Origin of the sequence: Micromonospora sp. NPDC049274, assembly GCF_040678875.1 — a bacterium.
In the GTDB taxonomy this organism is placed as follows: Bacteria; Actinomycetota; Actinomycetes; order Mycobacteriales; family Micromonosporaceae; genus Micromonospora.
The window spans coordinates 26,813-43,650 of record NZ_JBFAQS010000029.1; the positions used below are offsets into that span (position 1 = coordinate 26,813).

At 70.4% G+C, this 16,838-nt stretch carries 9 protein-coding genes; 5 read left to right on the plus strand and 4 right to left on the minus strand.

All coding sequences use genetic code 11. The features are described 5' to 3' along the window. The first annotated feature begins 11 nt into the window (after positions 1-11). On the plus strand, positions 12-3,254 hold the full coding sequence (locus AB0K10_RS32180) for an AAA family ATPase (RefSeq protein WP_363689829.1): 3,243 nt from the start codon (positions 12-14) through the stop codon (positions 3,252-3,254). 104 nt (positions 3,255-3,358) lie between these two features. On the opposite strand, the gene AB0K10_RS32185 is transcribed toward AB0K10_RS32180, so the two are convergent. Next, positions 3,359-3,847 carry a sigma-70 family RNA polymerase sigma factor gene (locus AB0K10_RS32185; protein ID WP_363689831.1) on the minus strand — a complete coding sequence of 163 codons (489 nt, stop codon included), beginning with the start codon at positions 3,845-3,847 and terminating at the stop codon, positions 3,359-3,361. A 478-nt stretch (positions 3,848-4,325) separates the two neighbouring features. On the opposite strand from AB0K10_RS32185, the gene AB0K10_RS32190 reads away from it, so the two are divergent. Beyond that, a complete protein-coding gene (locus tag AB0K10_RS32190) occupies positions 4,326-6,890 on the plus strand; it encodes a LuxR C-terminal-related transcriptional regulator (RefSeq protein WP_363689833.1) in 2,565 nt (854 codons plus the stop codon). 95 nt (positions 6,891-6,985) lie between these two features. Then, positions 6,986-9,550 carry a LuxR C-terminal-related transcriptional regulator gene (locus AB0K10_RS32195; RefSeq protein WP_363689835.1) on the plus strand — a complete coding sequence of 855 codons (2,565 nt, stop codon included), beginning with the start codon at positions 6,986-6,988 and terminating at the stop codon, positions 9,548-9,550. A gap of 64 nt (positions 9,551-9,614) precedes the next feature. Here the strand turns inward: AB0K10_RS32195 and AB0K10_RS32200 are convergent, their stop codons facing one another. Both AB0K10_RS32200 and AB0K10_RS32205 read right to left on the minus strand, forming a co-directional pair. Then, the gene (locus tag AB0K10_RS32200; RefSeq protein WP_363689837.1) at positions 9,615-11,162 is read right to left on the minus strand and encodes a hypothetical protein; all 1,548 of its coding nucleotides are present in this window, start codon (positions 11,160-11,162) and stop codon (positions 9,615-9,617) included. After that, positions 11,163-12,890: a ricin-type beta-trefoil lectin domain protein gene (locus AB0K10_RS32205; protein ID WP_363689839.1), complete on the minus strand. Its 1,728-nt coding sequence runs from the start codon at positions 12,888-12,890 to the stop codon at positions 11,163-11,165. A gap of 235 nt (positions 12,891-13,125) precedes the next feature. Here AB0K10_RS32205 and AB0K10_RS32210 point away from each other — a divergent pair, with 235 nt between their 5' ends. Together AB0K10_RS32210 and AB0K10_RS32215 are read left to right on the plus strand one after the other, a co-directional pair. Beyond that, entirely contained in the window at positions 13,126-14,799 is a 1,674-nt protein-coding gene (locus AB0K10_RS32210) for a S8 family serine peptidase (RefSeq protein ID WP_363689841.1), read from the plus strand. A gap of 273 nt (positions 14,800-15,072) precedes the next feature. Then, on the plus strand, positions 15,073-16,068 hold the full coding sequence (locus tag AB0K10_RS32215; protein ID WP_363689843.1) for a hypothetical protein: 996 nt from the start codon (positions 15,073-15,075) through the stop codon (positions 16,066-16,068). Between the two features lie 66 nt (positions 16,069-16,134). Here AB0K10_RS32215 and AB0K10_RS32220 read toward each other — a convergent pair whose 3' ends face one another. Then, positions 16,135-16,548, minus strand: a complete 414-nt coding sequence (locus AB0K10_RS32220) for a zf-HC2 domain-containing protein (RefSeq protein WP_363689845.1) — start codon at positions 16,546-16,548, stop codon at positions 16,135-16,137. Between the last annotated feature and the right edge of the window lie 290 nt (positions 16,549-16,838).

Genomic DNA, 16,838 nt, shown 5'->3' on the forward strand with positions numbered 1-16,838 from the left:
GGCGGCGGAGCATGAACGAGCGGCTGATAAGCGTCTCCCAGACGGACATGAGCTGTCCGTCGTCGATCAACGCCGCGCTGTTGAGCGCGATGCCGGGAAGCACGGTGCTCATTCAGCCGGGTACGTATCGGGAACAGCTACGACTGGCCGGCGACGTGACGCTGGTCCCCGAGGAGGGGGCGGGCACGGTGATCGTCGATGCCGGCGACGAGGTGGCACTGTTCGTGGCGCACGGCCGGCCCCGGGTCAGGGACATCTCGCTGCGGGGCGGCGGCGAGCACCTGCCGACCGTGCAGGTGGCGCCGGGGGCGGTGCTGGACATCGCGGGGTGCGACGTCGGCGGCACCGGTGTGGTCGGGGTGCACGTGGCTGGCGGCTGCCTGGCGATGCGCGACTGCACGGTGGGCGAGGGTTCCGGGGTGGGCTTCCTCTTCGACGCCGGTGGGGGTGGCGAGGTTGCCACGACGACGGTGAGCGCCACCAGCGGGGCGGCCATCGTCGTGATGGACGGCGCCGACCCGACCATTCGCGACTGCACCGTCCGCGATATCAGAGGCGCCGGCTTCTTCAGCACCCGAGGCGGCCTCGGGACGCTGGAATCCTGCGTCCTCAGCGACGTTGACGGCGTGGGCGTGCTGGTGGAGAACGACGGGAGACCCACCCTGACGAAGGTCGTCCTGCGTGGCATCGGCCGGTCGGCTGTGCTGCTCGCCGGAGGGACCGCGACACTGCGCGACTGCCGTCTGGAGGGCGCTGCGGAGCACGGTCTGGTGCTGACCGGTACGGCCGCGCCCGTGGTGGACGGTTGGCATGTCACCAAGGTGGCAGGGCACGGCGTGGTGGCGCTGGGCGAAGCGTCCGGCCAGCTCGACCGGCTTCGAATCGCGGGTAGTGGCGCGGCCCCGCTGCTCATCGGTGGGTCGGCCACGCCGGCGCTGCGAGACGTGGAGATCGGCTCCGGATCCGGCGAGGGGATGATCCTGGAGGAGACGGCACGGGTGGCGATGTCCGGCGTGTCGATTCGGGGACGGGAGACCGGCCTCCTGCTCCGCGGCGCCGCGGACGCCACGGTGGCGAATCTCGTCGTCGAGGGCTGTCGCGCATACGGGGTGCAGGTCGACGGCGAGAGTCGGCTGCGCACCGACGATGGACGAATCGACGCCGAGAACGCGGTGGGCGTCCGGGTTGGTCCGGGAGGCTTTCTGGCCGCCACGGGGACCTCGATCCGCGGTGGCGAGGTCGGTGTGGTGGTGGCTGCCACCGCGGAGGCCCAGCTGACCAGCTGCGACATCAGCGGTGCCCGGCGGATGGCGGTGCTTGCCGAAGCGCAGGCCGAGCTGTCGCTGTCGCAGTGCCGAGTACACGGCGGGGGCGCCGACGGCGTCCGTTACGCGGCGGGCTCGACCGGCACGGTCGTGGGCTGCGAGATCCTCGACCATCCAGGAGTCGGCCTGCTTGCGGAGTCTCCCGAGTCGGTCACGATGTCCGGAAACATGGTGACCGACAGTGGCCTTCCGTCGTCGCGCAGCAGGGAGGGCGTCGTCGCGCCCTCGGAGGGTCCACGCGGGGAGTCGCGCGGCGAGGGCACCTCCGATGCCGCGACGCCGCTGCTGGCCGAACTCGACGCCCTGGTCGGGTTGGCGGACGTGAAGCGGGAGGTGGCCACGCTCGTCGGCCTGCACCGCATCGCCCAGCGACGAGCGGCGGCCGGCCTGTCCGCACCACCGATGTCGCGTCACCTGATCTTCGCCGGACCTCCCGGGACCGGCAAGACGACAGTCGCCCGCCTCTACGGACGGATCCTCGGCGCGCTCGGGGTCATCAGCAGCGGCCAGATGATCGAGGTGGCCCGGGCCGACCTGGTCGGTGAGTACCTCGGATCGACGGCGCCCAAGACGACCGCGCGCTTCAACGAGGCGCGCGGTGGGGTGCTGTTCATCGACGAGGCGTACACGCTGACCTCGGGGGGCGGATCGTCGGGCGACGACTTCGGTCGGGAGGCCGTCGACACCCTGGTCAAGCTCATGGAGGATCACCGGGACGAGGTGGTGGTGATCGCTGCCGGCTACTCGGCGCAGATGACCGCCTTCCTGGACGCCAACCCGGGGCTCGCCTCACGGTTCTCCCGCACCGTGGAGTTCTCCAGCTACGAGACCGACGAACTGGTCACGCTGGTCGAGCAGTTGTGCAGCACGCACCACTACGTGCTCGAGTACGACACCAGGCACGCCCTCACCGCGCACTTCGATCGGATACCGCGAGACGCCTCGTTCGGCAACGCCCGGGTGGCCCGCAAGGTCTTCGAGGAGATGGCGGGACGTCAGGCGTACCGCCTCTCCGACCCCGGACGCACGACGTCAGGTGCGGAACTGACGCAGCTCCTGCCGCAGGATCTGGGCGCCCCGGAGAGCGAAGCGAACACGGCCAACCGAGGTAAACCGAGCGGACAACTCGACGAACTGCTCGGTTCGCTGAACGAGATGATCGGTCTGTCCGCGGTCAAGCGCGAGGTGTCCGAGCTCATCGATCTGCTGATGACCATCCGTGCTCGGGTCGAGGCCGGCCTGAAGGCGCCGACGGTCTCGCGGCACCTCGTCTTCTCCGGCCCACCCGGGACGGGCAAGACCACTGTGGCACGGCTCTACGGTCAACTGCTCAACGCGCTCGGCGTGTTGCGTGGCGGGCAGCTCGTCGAGGTGGCCCGAGCGGATCTGGTCGGGGAGTACATCGGGCACACCGCGCAACGCACACGGGAGGCGTTCGGCCGAGCCCGTGGGGGTGTGCTGTTCATCGACGAGGCGTACACGCTCTCGCCGGCGGACGGCCGCGCCGACTTCGGCCGCGAGGCGATCGACACCCTCGTGAAGCTCATGGAGGACCATCGCGACGACGTGGTGGTCATCGCGGCCGGTTACGACGAGGACATGGAGCGGTTTCTGGCGGCCAACGTGGGACTGGCCTCCCGCTTCTCCCGCCGCATCCACTTCGAGAACTACCGCGCTGCCGAGCTGGTGGCCATCTTCCGGCAGTTCGCACAGTCGAACGGTTACGAATGTGGGCCGGAGGCGCTCACCGCCCTGGAGGACTTCTTCGAGGCCGCGCCGAAGGGCAAGGCGTTCGGCAACGGCCGCTACGCCCGTCAGGTCTTCGACGAGGCGGTCACTCGCCAGGCCGGTCGACTGCGGCGAATCCAGTCACCCAACATCACCCAGCTTCGTACGCTGACCGCCGCCGACGTGGTGGCTGGCACATGACGAGCCGAGCCTTCGAGGTCCTGTCGATGCCGCCGGGCCGGCCGATGCGGCCGCACCCCGGTGGTTCGCCGGCCGGCCCGTCGAACGGAACGCACAGGGCGGTCTCACTCGTCGATCGGGCCGATGACGTCCCGAAGAGACCGCAACGCGTAGTGGGCGCGGGACTTGACAGTGCCCTCCGGAATGCCGAGCTGCGCGGCGGCCTCCTCGACCGAACGTCCCAGCAGGTAGAGCTCGATCAATACGGCACGGTGCGCCGGGGTCAGTTTCGGCATTGCCTGCCGGACGGTCTGGACCGCACTGACGACATCGTCCATGGCCGAACTGGTGGCAGACAGAAGGCTGACGTCGGCGGTGCCGATTTCGGTCGGGCGGGCCTGCTTGGCGCGGAGCGCATCGATCGCGATCCGTTTCGCGACGGTGAACAACCATCGGCGAAGCCCTTCGTGGTCGGTCGGCAGATGCGCGCGGTGCCGCCACGCGCGGAGCATCGTTTCCTGAAGAAGATCCTCCGCGAGGTGCGGCTCGCCCAGGGTGAGCCGGATCAGGTAACGACGGAGCGGATCCGCGTGCGTGCCGTGCAGGTCACGCATCCAGGAATCGTGGCTTTCGTCGCTGACCGGGGACGGGACGGCGTTGTTGTTCACTCACTGGCCTCAGAGATCGATGCTGCGGTGGCAGCGGAACCGAATACTCCAACGGACGCTGCGGCTGGCGGTCCGGGTCAAGATCGCCTCACCGGTCCTTCTTTCTCAGTGTTTCTTCCAAGCGGACAGCGCGCCGATGCGATCGATGGAGGTTCTGCCTCTCTCCGCCTGGGCCCGAACGCCGAAGGCGCTACCGCTGCCACTGCGGCGTCTGTGGGACGCCACTGGCCCCCGGAGCAGGCAACCGGTCCGGCTCTTCGTCATGTCGCCAGCCAAGCGTGGGCCGAGCAACATTGTCGTCCCCCAGATGGGGTACGCGGCCCGACTGTCGCGAAACCGTTTTCGTCAACGCGGGTGGTGGTGACTCACCGTGCCTGACACCTCTCTCCGAGAGGTCTCGGAGCCGGGCGTTAGGGTCACCCCCATGCTGTTCCCGGTCACCAAGTTCGCGCCGCCTCGAACTCCGGCCGAACTCGTCAATCGCGACAGACTGGTGGCAGCTCTGGCCAGCGACGTGTTGACCGTTCCGCTGACCCTGATCAGTGCTCCGGCGGGCTATGGCAAGACGACGCTGGTCACCCAGCTGCTTGCCGCGCTGACGACATTGCAGCCCATCTGGCTGTCCGTCGACGATGACGACAATGACCCCCGCCGCTTCCTCGCCGCCCTCGCCGCCGGTTTCGGACGGCACGATCCGGCAATTGACCGCGCGGTTACCACAGTCTTGACCGAAACTTCTCCGGAAGATTCGGTGCGACGGGCGACAACAACCCTTCTCAACGGGGTCTCCCGATTGTCGGCAGACATCGTCCTCGTCCTCGACGAGTGGGAGTTGATCGTCAATCCCTCGGTGCAGGACCAATTCTCCGCCCTCGTCGAACGTGTTCCCAGCAACGTGCACTTCGTGGTGACCACGCGATACCGACCCCCCCTTCCGTTGGCTCGGCTACGCCTGAAGCGGCTGGTGTCCGAGCGGGGAGCGGAGGACCTGCGATTCACCCGTGACGAGGTAGCGGCCCTGCTCAACACCCACCTGAAACTCGGACTCTCGGAGGATGCGATCGAGCAGACGTACCTCCGAACGGAGGGGTGGCCCGCCGCCGTTCGGCTGTTGTCGTCGGCCGGCCCGGACGTGGCACGTCGCACCTCCGCCGCCAATGCCGAACTCACGGCCTTCGTCGGGGAGGAGGTGTTCGATCGACAGCACCCGGCCATGCAGCGTTTCCTCATCGAAACTTCCGTGCTGGCGCACATGTCCGCCCGGTCCTGTGCGATCGTCACCGGCCGCGACGACTGCTCCGACCTGCTGAGGCAGGTGGTCAGTCGGGGAATGTTCCTGATCCAGCAGGAGGAGGATGCCGCCTACCGGTATCACGGCCTGTTCCGGGACTTCCTCGGCGCGCGGCTGGCGCGGTGGCCGGCGGCGGAGCGGGCGGCCCTGCACCGACGTGCCGCTGCCGCCGAGCGCGATCCGATTGCCGTCGCGCGCCACCTGCTTGCCGCCGGCGATCGGTCGGCGGCAGCCGACGTGATCGAGACCAACGGCATGGAACTCCTCCAACTCGGGCGAGCCGCTTCGTTGCGGGAAATTTTCGGCGGGCTCGACGAGCAGGCCCTTGACCGGCCAGAGCTGATGCGCCTCGCCGGTGAGCTGGCATACGCGGCCGGTGATCTGGCACCGGCACGGCGGGCCTTCGAGAAGGCGGGGACGGACGGACCGGTACTGGCCCGGCTCGCGGAGTGCCGCTACCTCCAGGGCGAGTTGGTCGACAGTGACCGGCTGCTCGACCGGGCGCTGGTCAAGACGCCGGGGCCTGACGAACAGGTACGCCTGCTACTGATCCGCGCTCAGGTGGCCCAGCTGCGGCGCACCTTCGACCGCGCGGAGGATTCCCTGACCGCGGCGCTCCGCATCGTGTCCCAGGGACAGGCGATCGCCACGGCGGTGACGTATCTGCCGCCGTCGCTTGCCTACACCCGTGGGGCCGTCGATCACATGGAGCAGCTGGTCCAGGTGGCGCGGGCGGTGCTGACCGAGGGGTTACCACGCCTGCAGGTCGATTCCCTGGCAGTTGTCGTGGACGCCGTCCGTGGCGCGACGGCGTCCGTGCCGGCCGAGGTCGACCGGGTGCTGGCCGACTACGAACAGTTCGGCGGCCCGCCACCCATGACCGCCTTCGCCCTGGCGGTGGCCCGACTGCAACACGGGTCCTACACCACCCCCGAACTCGACCGGGTCGTGGACGACCTGCACCGCCGAACCTCGGTGATGAGTCGAATGACAGCCACCCTGCGCGGCTGCGCCTGGTTCCTCTCCGGCCGGGCGCGCTGGCTCAACGGGCAGTTCGATGCCGCCCAGGCCGCGCTCGCGCAGATACCCGTGCACGCCGACGAGCCGATGACACTCCTCACCACCCACCGGCTCTCGTTGGAGGGACTGCTCGCGTACACCGAGGGCAACCATCGCCTGGCCGAGTCGCTGCTCCGAGCGGCGGTACGGGAGGAGGATCAGACCCGCCACCTCACCATGCAGGTGTACGGGAGTGCGCGGACGCGGCTTGCGTGGCTCTACGAGCAGCAGGGGCGCAGCGTGGAGGCGCTGAGCGCCGTGAATCCGCTGCTTCGCGAGTGTGCGGCGCGCAACGCCGGCGGAGTGGTGCTGTCCGATGGCGCGATGGCCCTGCCTGTCCTCACGCTCGCCGCTGCCAGCAGCCCGCACGCCGCCTACGCCGCGGCGCTGTTGCAACGCGCGACCACGAAGGCCCGAGCCTCCGTACCGATTCCGGGCAGTGCGGGGTCGATCACGGCGCGTGAAGCCGAGGTGCTGCGCCTGCTGGTGGCCGGCGCGACGAACCGCGAGATCGCCGAACGCCTCGGTGTCGGCGCGGAGACGGTGAAGACCCACGTGCGACGGCTTCTTCGTAAGCTGGACGCCCGCTCGCGAGCCGGTCTGGCAGCCCGCGCGGAGGGGCTCGGATTGCTGCCCTGAACGACACGGCAGACCGGGCTTTCCCGCTGCTCGGCGCGGTCCGCGGCCAACGTCCCCACTCCATCGGTTTCCGCGCGGGTTCCTAGAATGTAACCATGGCGTTTCCGGCGGGAAAGTTCGCGCTACCCCATGTGCAGACGACCGCTCTCGACCGGGTCGCCCTGCGGGAATCCCTCGGGGACGACGCGTTCGCCGCCGCTCTGACACTGCTCGTCGCGCCCGCGGGCTACGGCAAGAGCACCCTGGCCGCCCAGTTGGCGCGACAGCTTCCGGGGCAGGCGCTCTGGTTGACCCTCGACGAGGATGACAACGAACCTCGGCGATTGATCGCCGCTGTCGCCACGGCCCTCGGCCGACGGGTGCCGTTCATCGGCCGGGCGGTGCCGGCCGTGCTCGACTCGCACCCCAACTCCGACGGCGTGCTGCTCGCCCTCAGCGCGATGCTCAACGCGGTGTCGCAGCATCCCGAGCATTTGCTGATCATCCTCGACGACGGTGAGAAACTGCGGTCCTCCCCGGCGATCGAGCTGTTCCGTAACCTGGTGCTCAGGGTGCCGGACAACCTTCATCTGCTCCTCGCGTCCCGCGCGGTGCCGGACATTCCGCTGGCTCGGTGGCGCCTGCGAGGTCTGCTGGCCGAGCGTGGGCCGGAAGACCTCCGCTTCTCGCCCGACGAGGTGGAGGAACTGGTCAACCGGCGCCTGGGGCTCACCCTGTCGTCGGGGGCCGTCGACCGGCTGATGCAGCGGACCGAGGGCTGGCCCGCAGGGATCAGGATGCTGGCCGGCGAGCGGACGGTGGCGGGATCGCCCCGCTCCGAAGCCGAGCTCTACGCCTTCTTCACACGGCAGGTCTTCGATGCCCAGCCGCCGGAGGTGCGGCGGTTCCTCGCCGCGATCGCGGTCCTGTCGGAGATCTCCGTCCCGGCCTGCGTGGCGGTGACCGGCCGAACCGACGCCGCTGACCTCCTCGAGCACCTTGCCGACCGAGGTCTCTTCCTCCTCCAGCGCACCGAAGGGGAGGTCTACCGGTTCCACGCCCTGGTCGCCGAGTTCCTACGCCGCAAGGTGGAACGCTGGCCGGTCGATGCGCGCCAAAGGCTGCACCGCCGGGCCGCGGCGGCGGAGCGCGACACGGTGGCCGTCATCGGCCACCTGCTGCGTGGCGCCGACCAGGCGGCTGCCGTCGACCTGTTGGAAACCGAAGGTCTGAGCCTGCTCAGCGAGGGTCGGGCGGTCTCGCTCGGGGAACTGTTGGGCAAACTCCCGGAAGACGTCCTGCACCGCCCCCAGCTGCTCCGGTTGCGGGGCGAGCTCGCGTTCCTGTCCGGCGACCTGGCCGCCGCGCGCGCCGCCTTCGCCGCGTCCGGCCTTTCGGGTCCGGTGCTCGCTCGGCAGGCGGAGTGCCTGTACCTGCAGGGCGACCGCGAGGCGAGTCGCGTCCTGCTGGATCGTGCGCTGCTGTCGACTCTGGAGCCGGACATGACGGTGCGGGTCGGGCTGATCAGAACACAACTCGCGCAACTCGCGGGTGACGCCGAGGCGGCTCGGCTGTCTCTGCGGGCCGCCCTGGAGGTCGTCGACGCGGGCCACACGATGGTCGTCGCCGCCACGCACGTCCTGCCGACGTTCTGCCTCACGCCGGGTGTGCTGGGAGACCTGGACCGCTTCGTCGAGACCGCCCGACGGTGCCTCGCTGAGGGGTTACCCCGGCTTCAGGTCGACGCACTCGCGGTCTTCGTCGACGCGCTTCGAGGCCGGCACGACAAGGCCCGGGTCCAGGTGCTGCGGATAGATGCCGAATACGCGCGGTACGGGGGAGCGCCACCGCTGATCGGCCTCGCGTTGGCATTCACCGATGTGCTCCTCCTTCGGGGCGACGAGACCGCAGCGGAGATCGACCGGACACTGTCGCAGATGATCAGCCGGGCCGAGATGTTGCCGCACCTGTGGTTCGCTCAGCCCGGTGCCTGGTTCCTGGCCGGGCGAGTGCGATGGTCACTGGGTCACCTGGAACAGGCGCGCGAGGCACTGGCCCGAATACCGGCCGACCTGACCGACGCGCCCGCCCACAACCCCGCCGTGGTCAACCGGTTGTCGTTGGCGGGGATGCTGGCCAGTACCGCCGGCGAGCACCGTGAGGCGGAACGACTGCTGCGGGCGGCGGTCGAGGCCGAGGACCGCCTCGAGATGGTCGACGTGTACGGCAGCGCACGCATCCGGCTCGCCGCACACTACGTTCGACGGCGGCGCCCGGCCGACGCCCTCCGAGTCGCCGAGCCAGCACTGCGACGGTGCCTGGCCGACGGATCGCCGGGGCTGATCCTCTTCGAGAGAGCTGCGGCGGTGCCCGTCCTCCGGCTGGCGGCGGTACGCGGTCCGCACGCGGCTTTTGCCGCTGATCTGCTCACCAGGCTGACCGGGGTGGAACCGGCTCGACCGCTGTCGGGCACCAACGAGGTGTTGACGACCCGGGAGATGGAGGTGCTGCGACTCCTGTCGGCGGGGGCGACCAATCCCGAGATCGCTCATGAGCTGGGAGTGGGGGTCGAGACCGTCAAGACCCACGCGGCGCGACTGTTTCGTAAGCTGGGTGCGACGAGCCGTACCGAGGCGGCCCTGCGGGCTCGACGGTTCGGTGTCCTGACCTCGGAGACCTGAACGGGAACCGGGCGCGGGAGGATGCCGCCACGGCATCGACGCTCTGGCGGGCCACGCCCGCGGTTCACTCGTCGTCGGCCTCGAAGTCGAGCATGATCGACCACGGGGAACGCAAGACCTTGCCCAGCACGATGGGTACGACCCGGTGTTGGCTTGCCACGAGCCGCTTGGCTGCCGCAAGCTCCTGGCCGACGAGACCGCCGCTGATCACCACTCCAACCCGCGGCGGCTCCTGCTCTGTCCACGGAAACGACAGCTCGGTCAGCGCAGCGGCGCGGTGGTAGGCGGGCGGCAGATCTGCTCCCAGCACGTCACCCACGACGTTCACTTCATGGCCCGCAACCTGGACCTGCTCGACGATCGACTGGGCGACAGCCCTGCAGTCGTCGATCGGACCGCAGATGGTCAGCACGTCGGAGGCTGCGGCCAGGTTGACGCAGAGCTGCCAACCGTCGCGAACTCCGAGCAGCACGGGGAGCGTCATCCCGGTGGGCGCCTCACTCCGGTCGAGCCAGGCGCTCGGCTCCTCTTCGCCCTGCCCCCGGCCGATCAGCCGTACCCGTAGCGATCGGCCAGCGCTGGTCAGCGTCAGTCCCAGCGCGCCGCTCTCTTCGATCGGCCGAGGACGACGGGTGGTGGGCCGCTCGACCGCTGCGAGTGGCGTCGGGACGGTCGGCGCCGTTTCGGAACGGACGTGGGCGCGCTGGCCAGTCGTCGCTGTCGGCGCCGTGTCGGCCGTGGCCACCCGAGGCGGGTCGAGCGGAGGCGGAGCGGCGGCTGCGTCGATCGGGGAACGGGTGGCAGCTTCCACGGCCTCCGCACCAGCACGCGCGGCATCCTGCGCCGGGGCTGCGGCGTCGCCCGGGGGAGACGTCACCTCCCCCCGCTGGCTTTCCGCGTTCACCAGCACGGGACCGGGGTGGAGGGAACCGCGCGCGTGCGGAGCGGCGGTGAGGGAGAGTCGCCGCGCCCCGGGTAACGCGATCCAGGCCGGCGGGGCGGGCAGAGCCAACTGGCCACCACCGCGACCCCGCCGCAGAACACGCAAGCTCACGGCCAGCAGCAGGGTCATGACCACGAGCGCCGCGGCGGCCAGGAGCCAGGGGGCCGCACCGCCCGTGCGGGTCGGGGCGGTAGCCGCGGCAGGAGAGTGCGGTACGGCCGATGGGCTCGCTGCGGTCGGCTCCGGAAGCGGACCCACGTGCACTCCCGGCCCCTTGGCATCCGGCGGCAGGAGAAGCCGCCAGCCGGGTCGCAACACCAGCGGATCGGTGAGCCGGCCGCCGTCGGGCTGCGGCCGGTCCCGGTTGAGCGCAAAAATCTCGCCGTACCGGTTGCCGTCGCCCAGGGTCCGGACGGCGATCTGGTACAGGTACTCGCGCTGTACGCCACCTGCATCTCCGACGACGTAGTACTTCGGGTTGCCCCCAGGCGTCGACGGTGCGGTAGGCGCGGCCAAAGGCGGGCGGGCCGCGGTGGCGGTCCTCTGGAGAGCCGTCACGGGGGTGACCGTCGTCAGGGCGGCCACCCCCAGGCAGATCATCGTTCTCAGCAGCGCGTTCCGCGTGCCGCACGCGAGACGGCCGACACAGCCAGCGGTCGGGGCGTCCACCTAGCTGCGGCTCCACTTCTGGTCGTCGGAGCCGGCGCACCAGGCAAGTCGGAGCTTCGACCCGCTTCCGCTACCCCTGGCCTCGACACACTTGTCTGCGCGCGGGTTGACCAGGTCGTGGGAGCCGTTCAGATCGAACCGCTGGGAGGCGCTGCCGTTGCAGGTGCTCAGCACGATGTCCGCACCGCTCGTCGTGGAGCCACCGGCAACCGTCATGCACTTGCCGAACGCGCGCACGGTGCCGTCGGAACCGAGGGTCCAGCGTTGGTTGCTACCGGTGTTGCAGGTCCAGATCTGCAGTACCGGGTTGCTGTTGTAGGACCCGTCGGTGACGTCGATGCAGCGGTCGCTCTCGTGGCCACGAATCCGTACCACGGGTCCGCTGACGCCCGCCGGCGGTGGTGGCGGGGGCGCTGGCGCTGACGTCGGGGCTGACGTCGACGGGTCCGCGCCACGAGTCGGGCCGCCCGGCACGCTCACGTCCGGCTCGGTGTTGCTTCCGGGGCTACCGGTCGCACTCGGGCCAGGCCTTCCCGGGCTCGCCGGCGCGCCAGGGCTTGCGGTGGCCCCCGGCTTGCCGCCGAACACTGGCTCCTGAGCGTAGAAGGCCGTGTACGCGGTGACCGCGTCGACGAACGAGCGCAGCGCTGGCGCCTGCGGAGCTCCACCGGCCTGCTGCACCGGGTCCGCTCCCCACCGGAACGCCGCCAGGGCTGCCTGGTAGGGCTCCTTGCTCAACTTGCCCATCTCCTTGGTCAGGCCGCACATGGCCTGTCCGAGAGCGGGAATGGCGATGCTGGGGTCCCACACCGACGCCGCGCCCACGTTCGGGCCGAAGCGGCTCCACAACTGCGGACGGAACTGCGCGATGCCCTGGGCGCCGTCCGCGCCGAGCAGGTTGGGGTTGAACGCCGAGCTCGCCATCAGCTGTGCGGCTACCCGTGGCGGCGTCACCTCGGGACAGATGCGGCCCGCGGCCTGCACCGAGGCCAGGTAGACGGCCGGCACCGGCCGGGGCTCGCCTCCGGCGACCGGTGTGGTCGCGCCGGGTGCCGGGGTGCCGCCGCCCTGCGCACGCTTGTCGTACCAGGCGACGTATCGGCTCACCCGGTCGACGTAGCCACGCGCGTTGTCGGGTACGGCACGGGCGAGGGCCGCGGCACTGGTCGCGCTCGAATGGTGTGCCCCGAGCGCCAACTGCCAGAGGTTGCCGTGCCCGCCGGCACTGCGGACCTGGCCGACGAGGTCGCACATGCGGTGCGCGAGCGCGAGAATGTTCGCCGCGGGATCGAGCCGCTGCGCCTGCGGTGACGGCTTCCACTTCTGCCAGAGGTCGTCGCTGAGACCCCCGAGGCCGCTACCGCCGGAACTGGTCCGCGCGCTGGGATCGAAGTGGGACTCGGCCATGAGCTGCCCGGACAACCGTGCCGGCGTCAGCGCTGGGCAGGACAGCGACGCCGCCGCGATCAGGGGCTCGTACTCACCGGGGACGGGCCGTCCAGGCAGTGTCGAGTCCTCGGCGGTGGCTGCGCCGAAGCCGGCGAATGCGGCGACCCCGAGGAGAGCGGTGGCCGTCAGCGCGGCGCCGGCAATCACCACACGACGCGCCGGCGCGCCCCACAGCCGCCCGGGTGCGCGTGCGGGCGCCTGCTTCTCGGCTCGGTGCGAGGCCCTGGTGGCACCGTCGCGGGGACGGCGCGCCGGGCTGGAACCTGCTTTCAGTGACACAGCTCGCGCTCCCTCGTGTGGTGGTCGTCCCCACGACGGCTGTGACGTTCCGGCGGTTCAATCGCACGCCGAAAAGCCCTGTCGGCAGCTGCGGGAGGTGGGTCGGTGTTCGTGCGACGGACGAGCCGTTCCGCGGACGTTCGGTCAGAATCCTCGCCGACTGTTGAACCTCGTCGTCGCGCGCCGCGTAGTGCAGGCGTCGTCGCGGGCGCGGTGGCGTAGGGGGAGGGCTCTGGTGACGGTGAAACGGGCGTGGTCCGGTGCGCCGGCGCTACTGGCGCTGGTGGCCGTGCTGGCAATGCTGCTCGTGGGGCTGCCGGGCGTGGGGCACGCCGCGCCTGAGGGCGACGGTCAGTTCGTCAAGTACTACACGGTGCCCGCGGCGTCGCAGGGCAAGCCCGAGACGCTGACCGACATCGCCGAACGTTTCCTCGACGACGTCAGCCGCGCCGACGACATCCTCAATCTCAACCTCGGCCGCAGGCAGCCCGATGGCGCAGCTTTGACCGGGAGTGGGCAGCTGCGCCCCGGCTGGCAGCTCGTGCTGCCGTGGGACGCCTTCGGCGAAGGCATCCAGTACGGCCTTCTGCCTACGCCGTCCGCCCCGCCGCCGGGCGGCACACCCTCACCCGGGCCGACCCGCGGTGGTGCCCACCCTGATCCGGGGAAGACGACCCGGCCCACGCCGGCACCGAGCAAGACGCCGCGGCCTCAGCGTTCGATGTGCGCTCCGTCGGTGCAGGCGGGGGAGGAGTCGGTCTGGGCGTACCAGCGGGTGGCCCCCCAACAGGCATGGGAGCGCGCGCAGGGAGAGGGGGTTCTGGTCGCGGTGGTCGACTCCGGAGTGGACGGTCAGCTTCCGGAACTTTCCGAGCGCGTGGCTGTCGGCGCCGACATCACGGCGGGTAACGGCCGGGGTGACGTGGATTGCGTCGGCTCCGGCACGGCGATGGCAGGGATCATCGCGGGTCGACAGAGCGGGAGCGCCGGCTCGCTGTCCGCCCGGGTCGTGGGGATCGCCCCGGAAGCGAGCATCCTGCCGGTCCGGGTCATCAAGACGAAGCCGCCGGCACGTCCGGTCGACGTCGCGACCGGCATCGAGGTTGCCGTCTCGGCGGGCGCGAAGGTGATCGCGTTGGGCGGCTACGTCGACGTCGAGGACCAGACCGTGCGGGATGCGGTGACCAAGGCTCTCTCGCACGACGTCGTGGTGGTGGCACCGGCGCTGACCGGCGACGGCGACGGCGCCACGCCGGATACGGCCTCCAGGTCGTCCGCGCCGGACGGCGTGGTGCGGGTCGCCGGCGTGGGGCCCGACGGGCAGTTCGCGGCGAGCTATCTCTCCGGCGGAGTGGATGTCGTCGGGCCGGGCGTAGACGTCGCCAGCTTCGGCGGAGCCGGCGGCGGCCTACGAGCCGGTAGCGGAACGGCGTACGCGGTGGCCTTTGTGGCGGGCACCGCGGCGCTCGTCCGGTCCGCGTTCCCGAATCTCGACGCCGCACAGGTCGCCAAGCGTCTCCGTGCCACGGCGAATCCGCTGGTGGATCAGGTACCGCATCCGATGAGCGGGTGGGGAATGATCAGCCCGGTGGCGGCAGTGTCGACGGACATCTCCGCCGAGGCGCGGCCCGTCGGCGCGGATGACGACGGCGGGAGCGAGCCATGGCGCCGGTTCGTGATCGGACTGGTGGTCGTCATCGGATTCGGCGCGGTGGGCCTGCTGGCCTGGCGCCTCCGCAAAGCGCCGTCGGCTGCCGGCCTGACGGCGGCCCCGGATCGCGGCTTGGTGGGCGACGTCCCGGCACCGCCATCAGTCGGGCGGGTGTTCATACCGCAGCCGACGGCGCCGCATCCTGAGCCCGCGGCCGGGCCCGAGGTCGACCCCGGGGACGGCCCGTCGTCCAGGTAGGTGTGCGAGTCGTGACGAATCACGTCCGGGCCGGCCGCTGGCCGGCCGGGTCGATCGGTCCGCGCGTCATCGGAGCCCCGCCGGGAGCCGCGTCGTAGGGCCTGGCGCCGGTCGGCGAGCGGGCTGCGCCGGTCGCGGATCGACCCCGTGGAAGCGCGCAGGCTCGTCGCGGCACGCCTGCCACCACAGATCGGCGAGAGGCGAGAGACACCGGGCAGGTTGATCCGGCTCCGCCCACCCGCCATCGAAGGTCCGAGATCGGTGGAGGTGCAGATGTCAGTCATGGTGGGGTCCCGGGCGGATCTGCCCGTCCTCCAGCCTCCGCTCACGTTCGCGGGCGTTGAGCTGCAGGTCTCGACCGGCATGGTCCGGCTGCGTCCCGAGTACACCGCCGCGGTACTCAGCGGTCAGCAGGCGGCCGTGCTGGCCGTCCTGATAGTCGCAGCGGGCAAACCACTCAACCGGGGCGAGATAATGCGGGCCATGCCACGGGGATGCCGCCCACCCGCCGCCGGACAGGTCGGAGTGGTGATCTCGCACATCCGCCACAAGATCGGCAGCGATCGCATCCTCACCGGCGCCGGCGGTTGGTGGCTGCACGATCCCACTGAGTCACCGTCCGCTCCCGCCCCCCACATCGTCTCGTACGCGGATGTGCACCTCGATGTCCGGCGACAGTACGTGTGGCTTGACGCGCAACCCGGAGTGACCGGCTCACGTGCGGGGCATCGTCTCGGGCCGCAGGAATTTGCCGTGCTGAGGGTACTGGTCGAAGCGGAGGGAGCACCGCGGAACGGGCAGCGGATCTTCTCCTCGATCCCACCGCACCAGCGGCCGTCCGCTGCCCGTACGGTCGGCGTCATCGTCCATCAGTTGCGCTGCCGGATCGGTCGGGATCGGATCGTCACCGGCGGGCGGGGTTGGCGACTCACCGGTGCGACAGCGAAGGTAGGGGCGGGACGCAGTGACGTGGTGTCCTGGGCCGGAGTCGGCGTAAACCGCACGACCAACGAGGCGTGGATGTCTGGCCGGGACACGCCGATCACGTTGAGTCCGCAGCAGGCCGCCACACTGCAGGTGCTGATCGCCGCTCGTGGGGTCCCCCTCAGCGGGGAACGGGTGTGGGCGGAGATGCCCGCCGACGTGCGGCCCCGCAATGCTGGCGGAGTCGCCCCGGTCGTGTCTCGGCTGCGCCGCAAACTTGGCCGGGACCGGCTGGTCGGCGGCAACGGATGGTCGCTGGCCGATGCCGGCCTGACCACCGCCTGACACGTTGCTGTCCCGAACGTCCGGCTCAATCCTTCGGAGAGCCGCAATGGCCGCTGCCCTGGCGGGCTAGGGCTGCCCTGGTTCGCTCGGGTCGTTGTCCCGCCCGGTCCGCTGGCGCGGGATCTGCGCGGTGGCACACTGCCCGGCTCGCATCGTCTGCAGCATCGCGGTTGTCACCGAGTGCAGGTCCTCGCTCTCCTGGAGGCACGTGGCGCAGGAGCCGAGGTGTCGCTCGAATTCTTCCTCCGTTGGGCTGTCCAACAGGCCCAACAGATACATCGACACCCGGCCTTGCCGGGCTTGGTCACATGTCATCGATCTTTGTCCACCGCCAGCAGTCGTTCCGAGAGCGCTACTGCACAGTAGCCCTCGCAGTCGGGTCTGTGCGGCCCGTCGGCGCGGCCTGGCAAATGGTGCAGATGGGGTTGATGGCCAGATCGCCCTGAGCGTCTGAGGGTTGCCGTGCCGCGCACAAAACATATCGCTCGTCTCATTTGTGGCAGTGCTGGACGCCGGTCAGAAGTCGACATGGGCGTGACGGGCCGGCGAGCAAGCGACGAGGGCGCCCCTCCGCAGAGGTCGGTCCACGAGCCGGTCAACCGGCAGCACGGTCGGCCCGTCGTGTCTGGCGGCCGGGCGGGCCGTACTTCTCCTCCGAGGGGTCGGCCGAGCGCCGCTTCGCTTCCGCTCCGTTGTTTCCCCGCCGACGGGACGTGCACGGACCTGGGGCCGTGCCAAGCCCCTGACCGGCCTGCGGCGAGGGGCTTTGG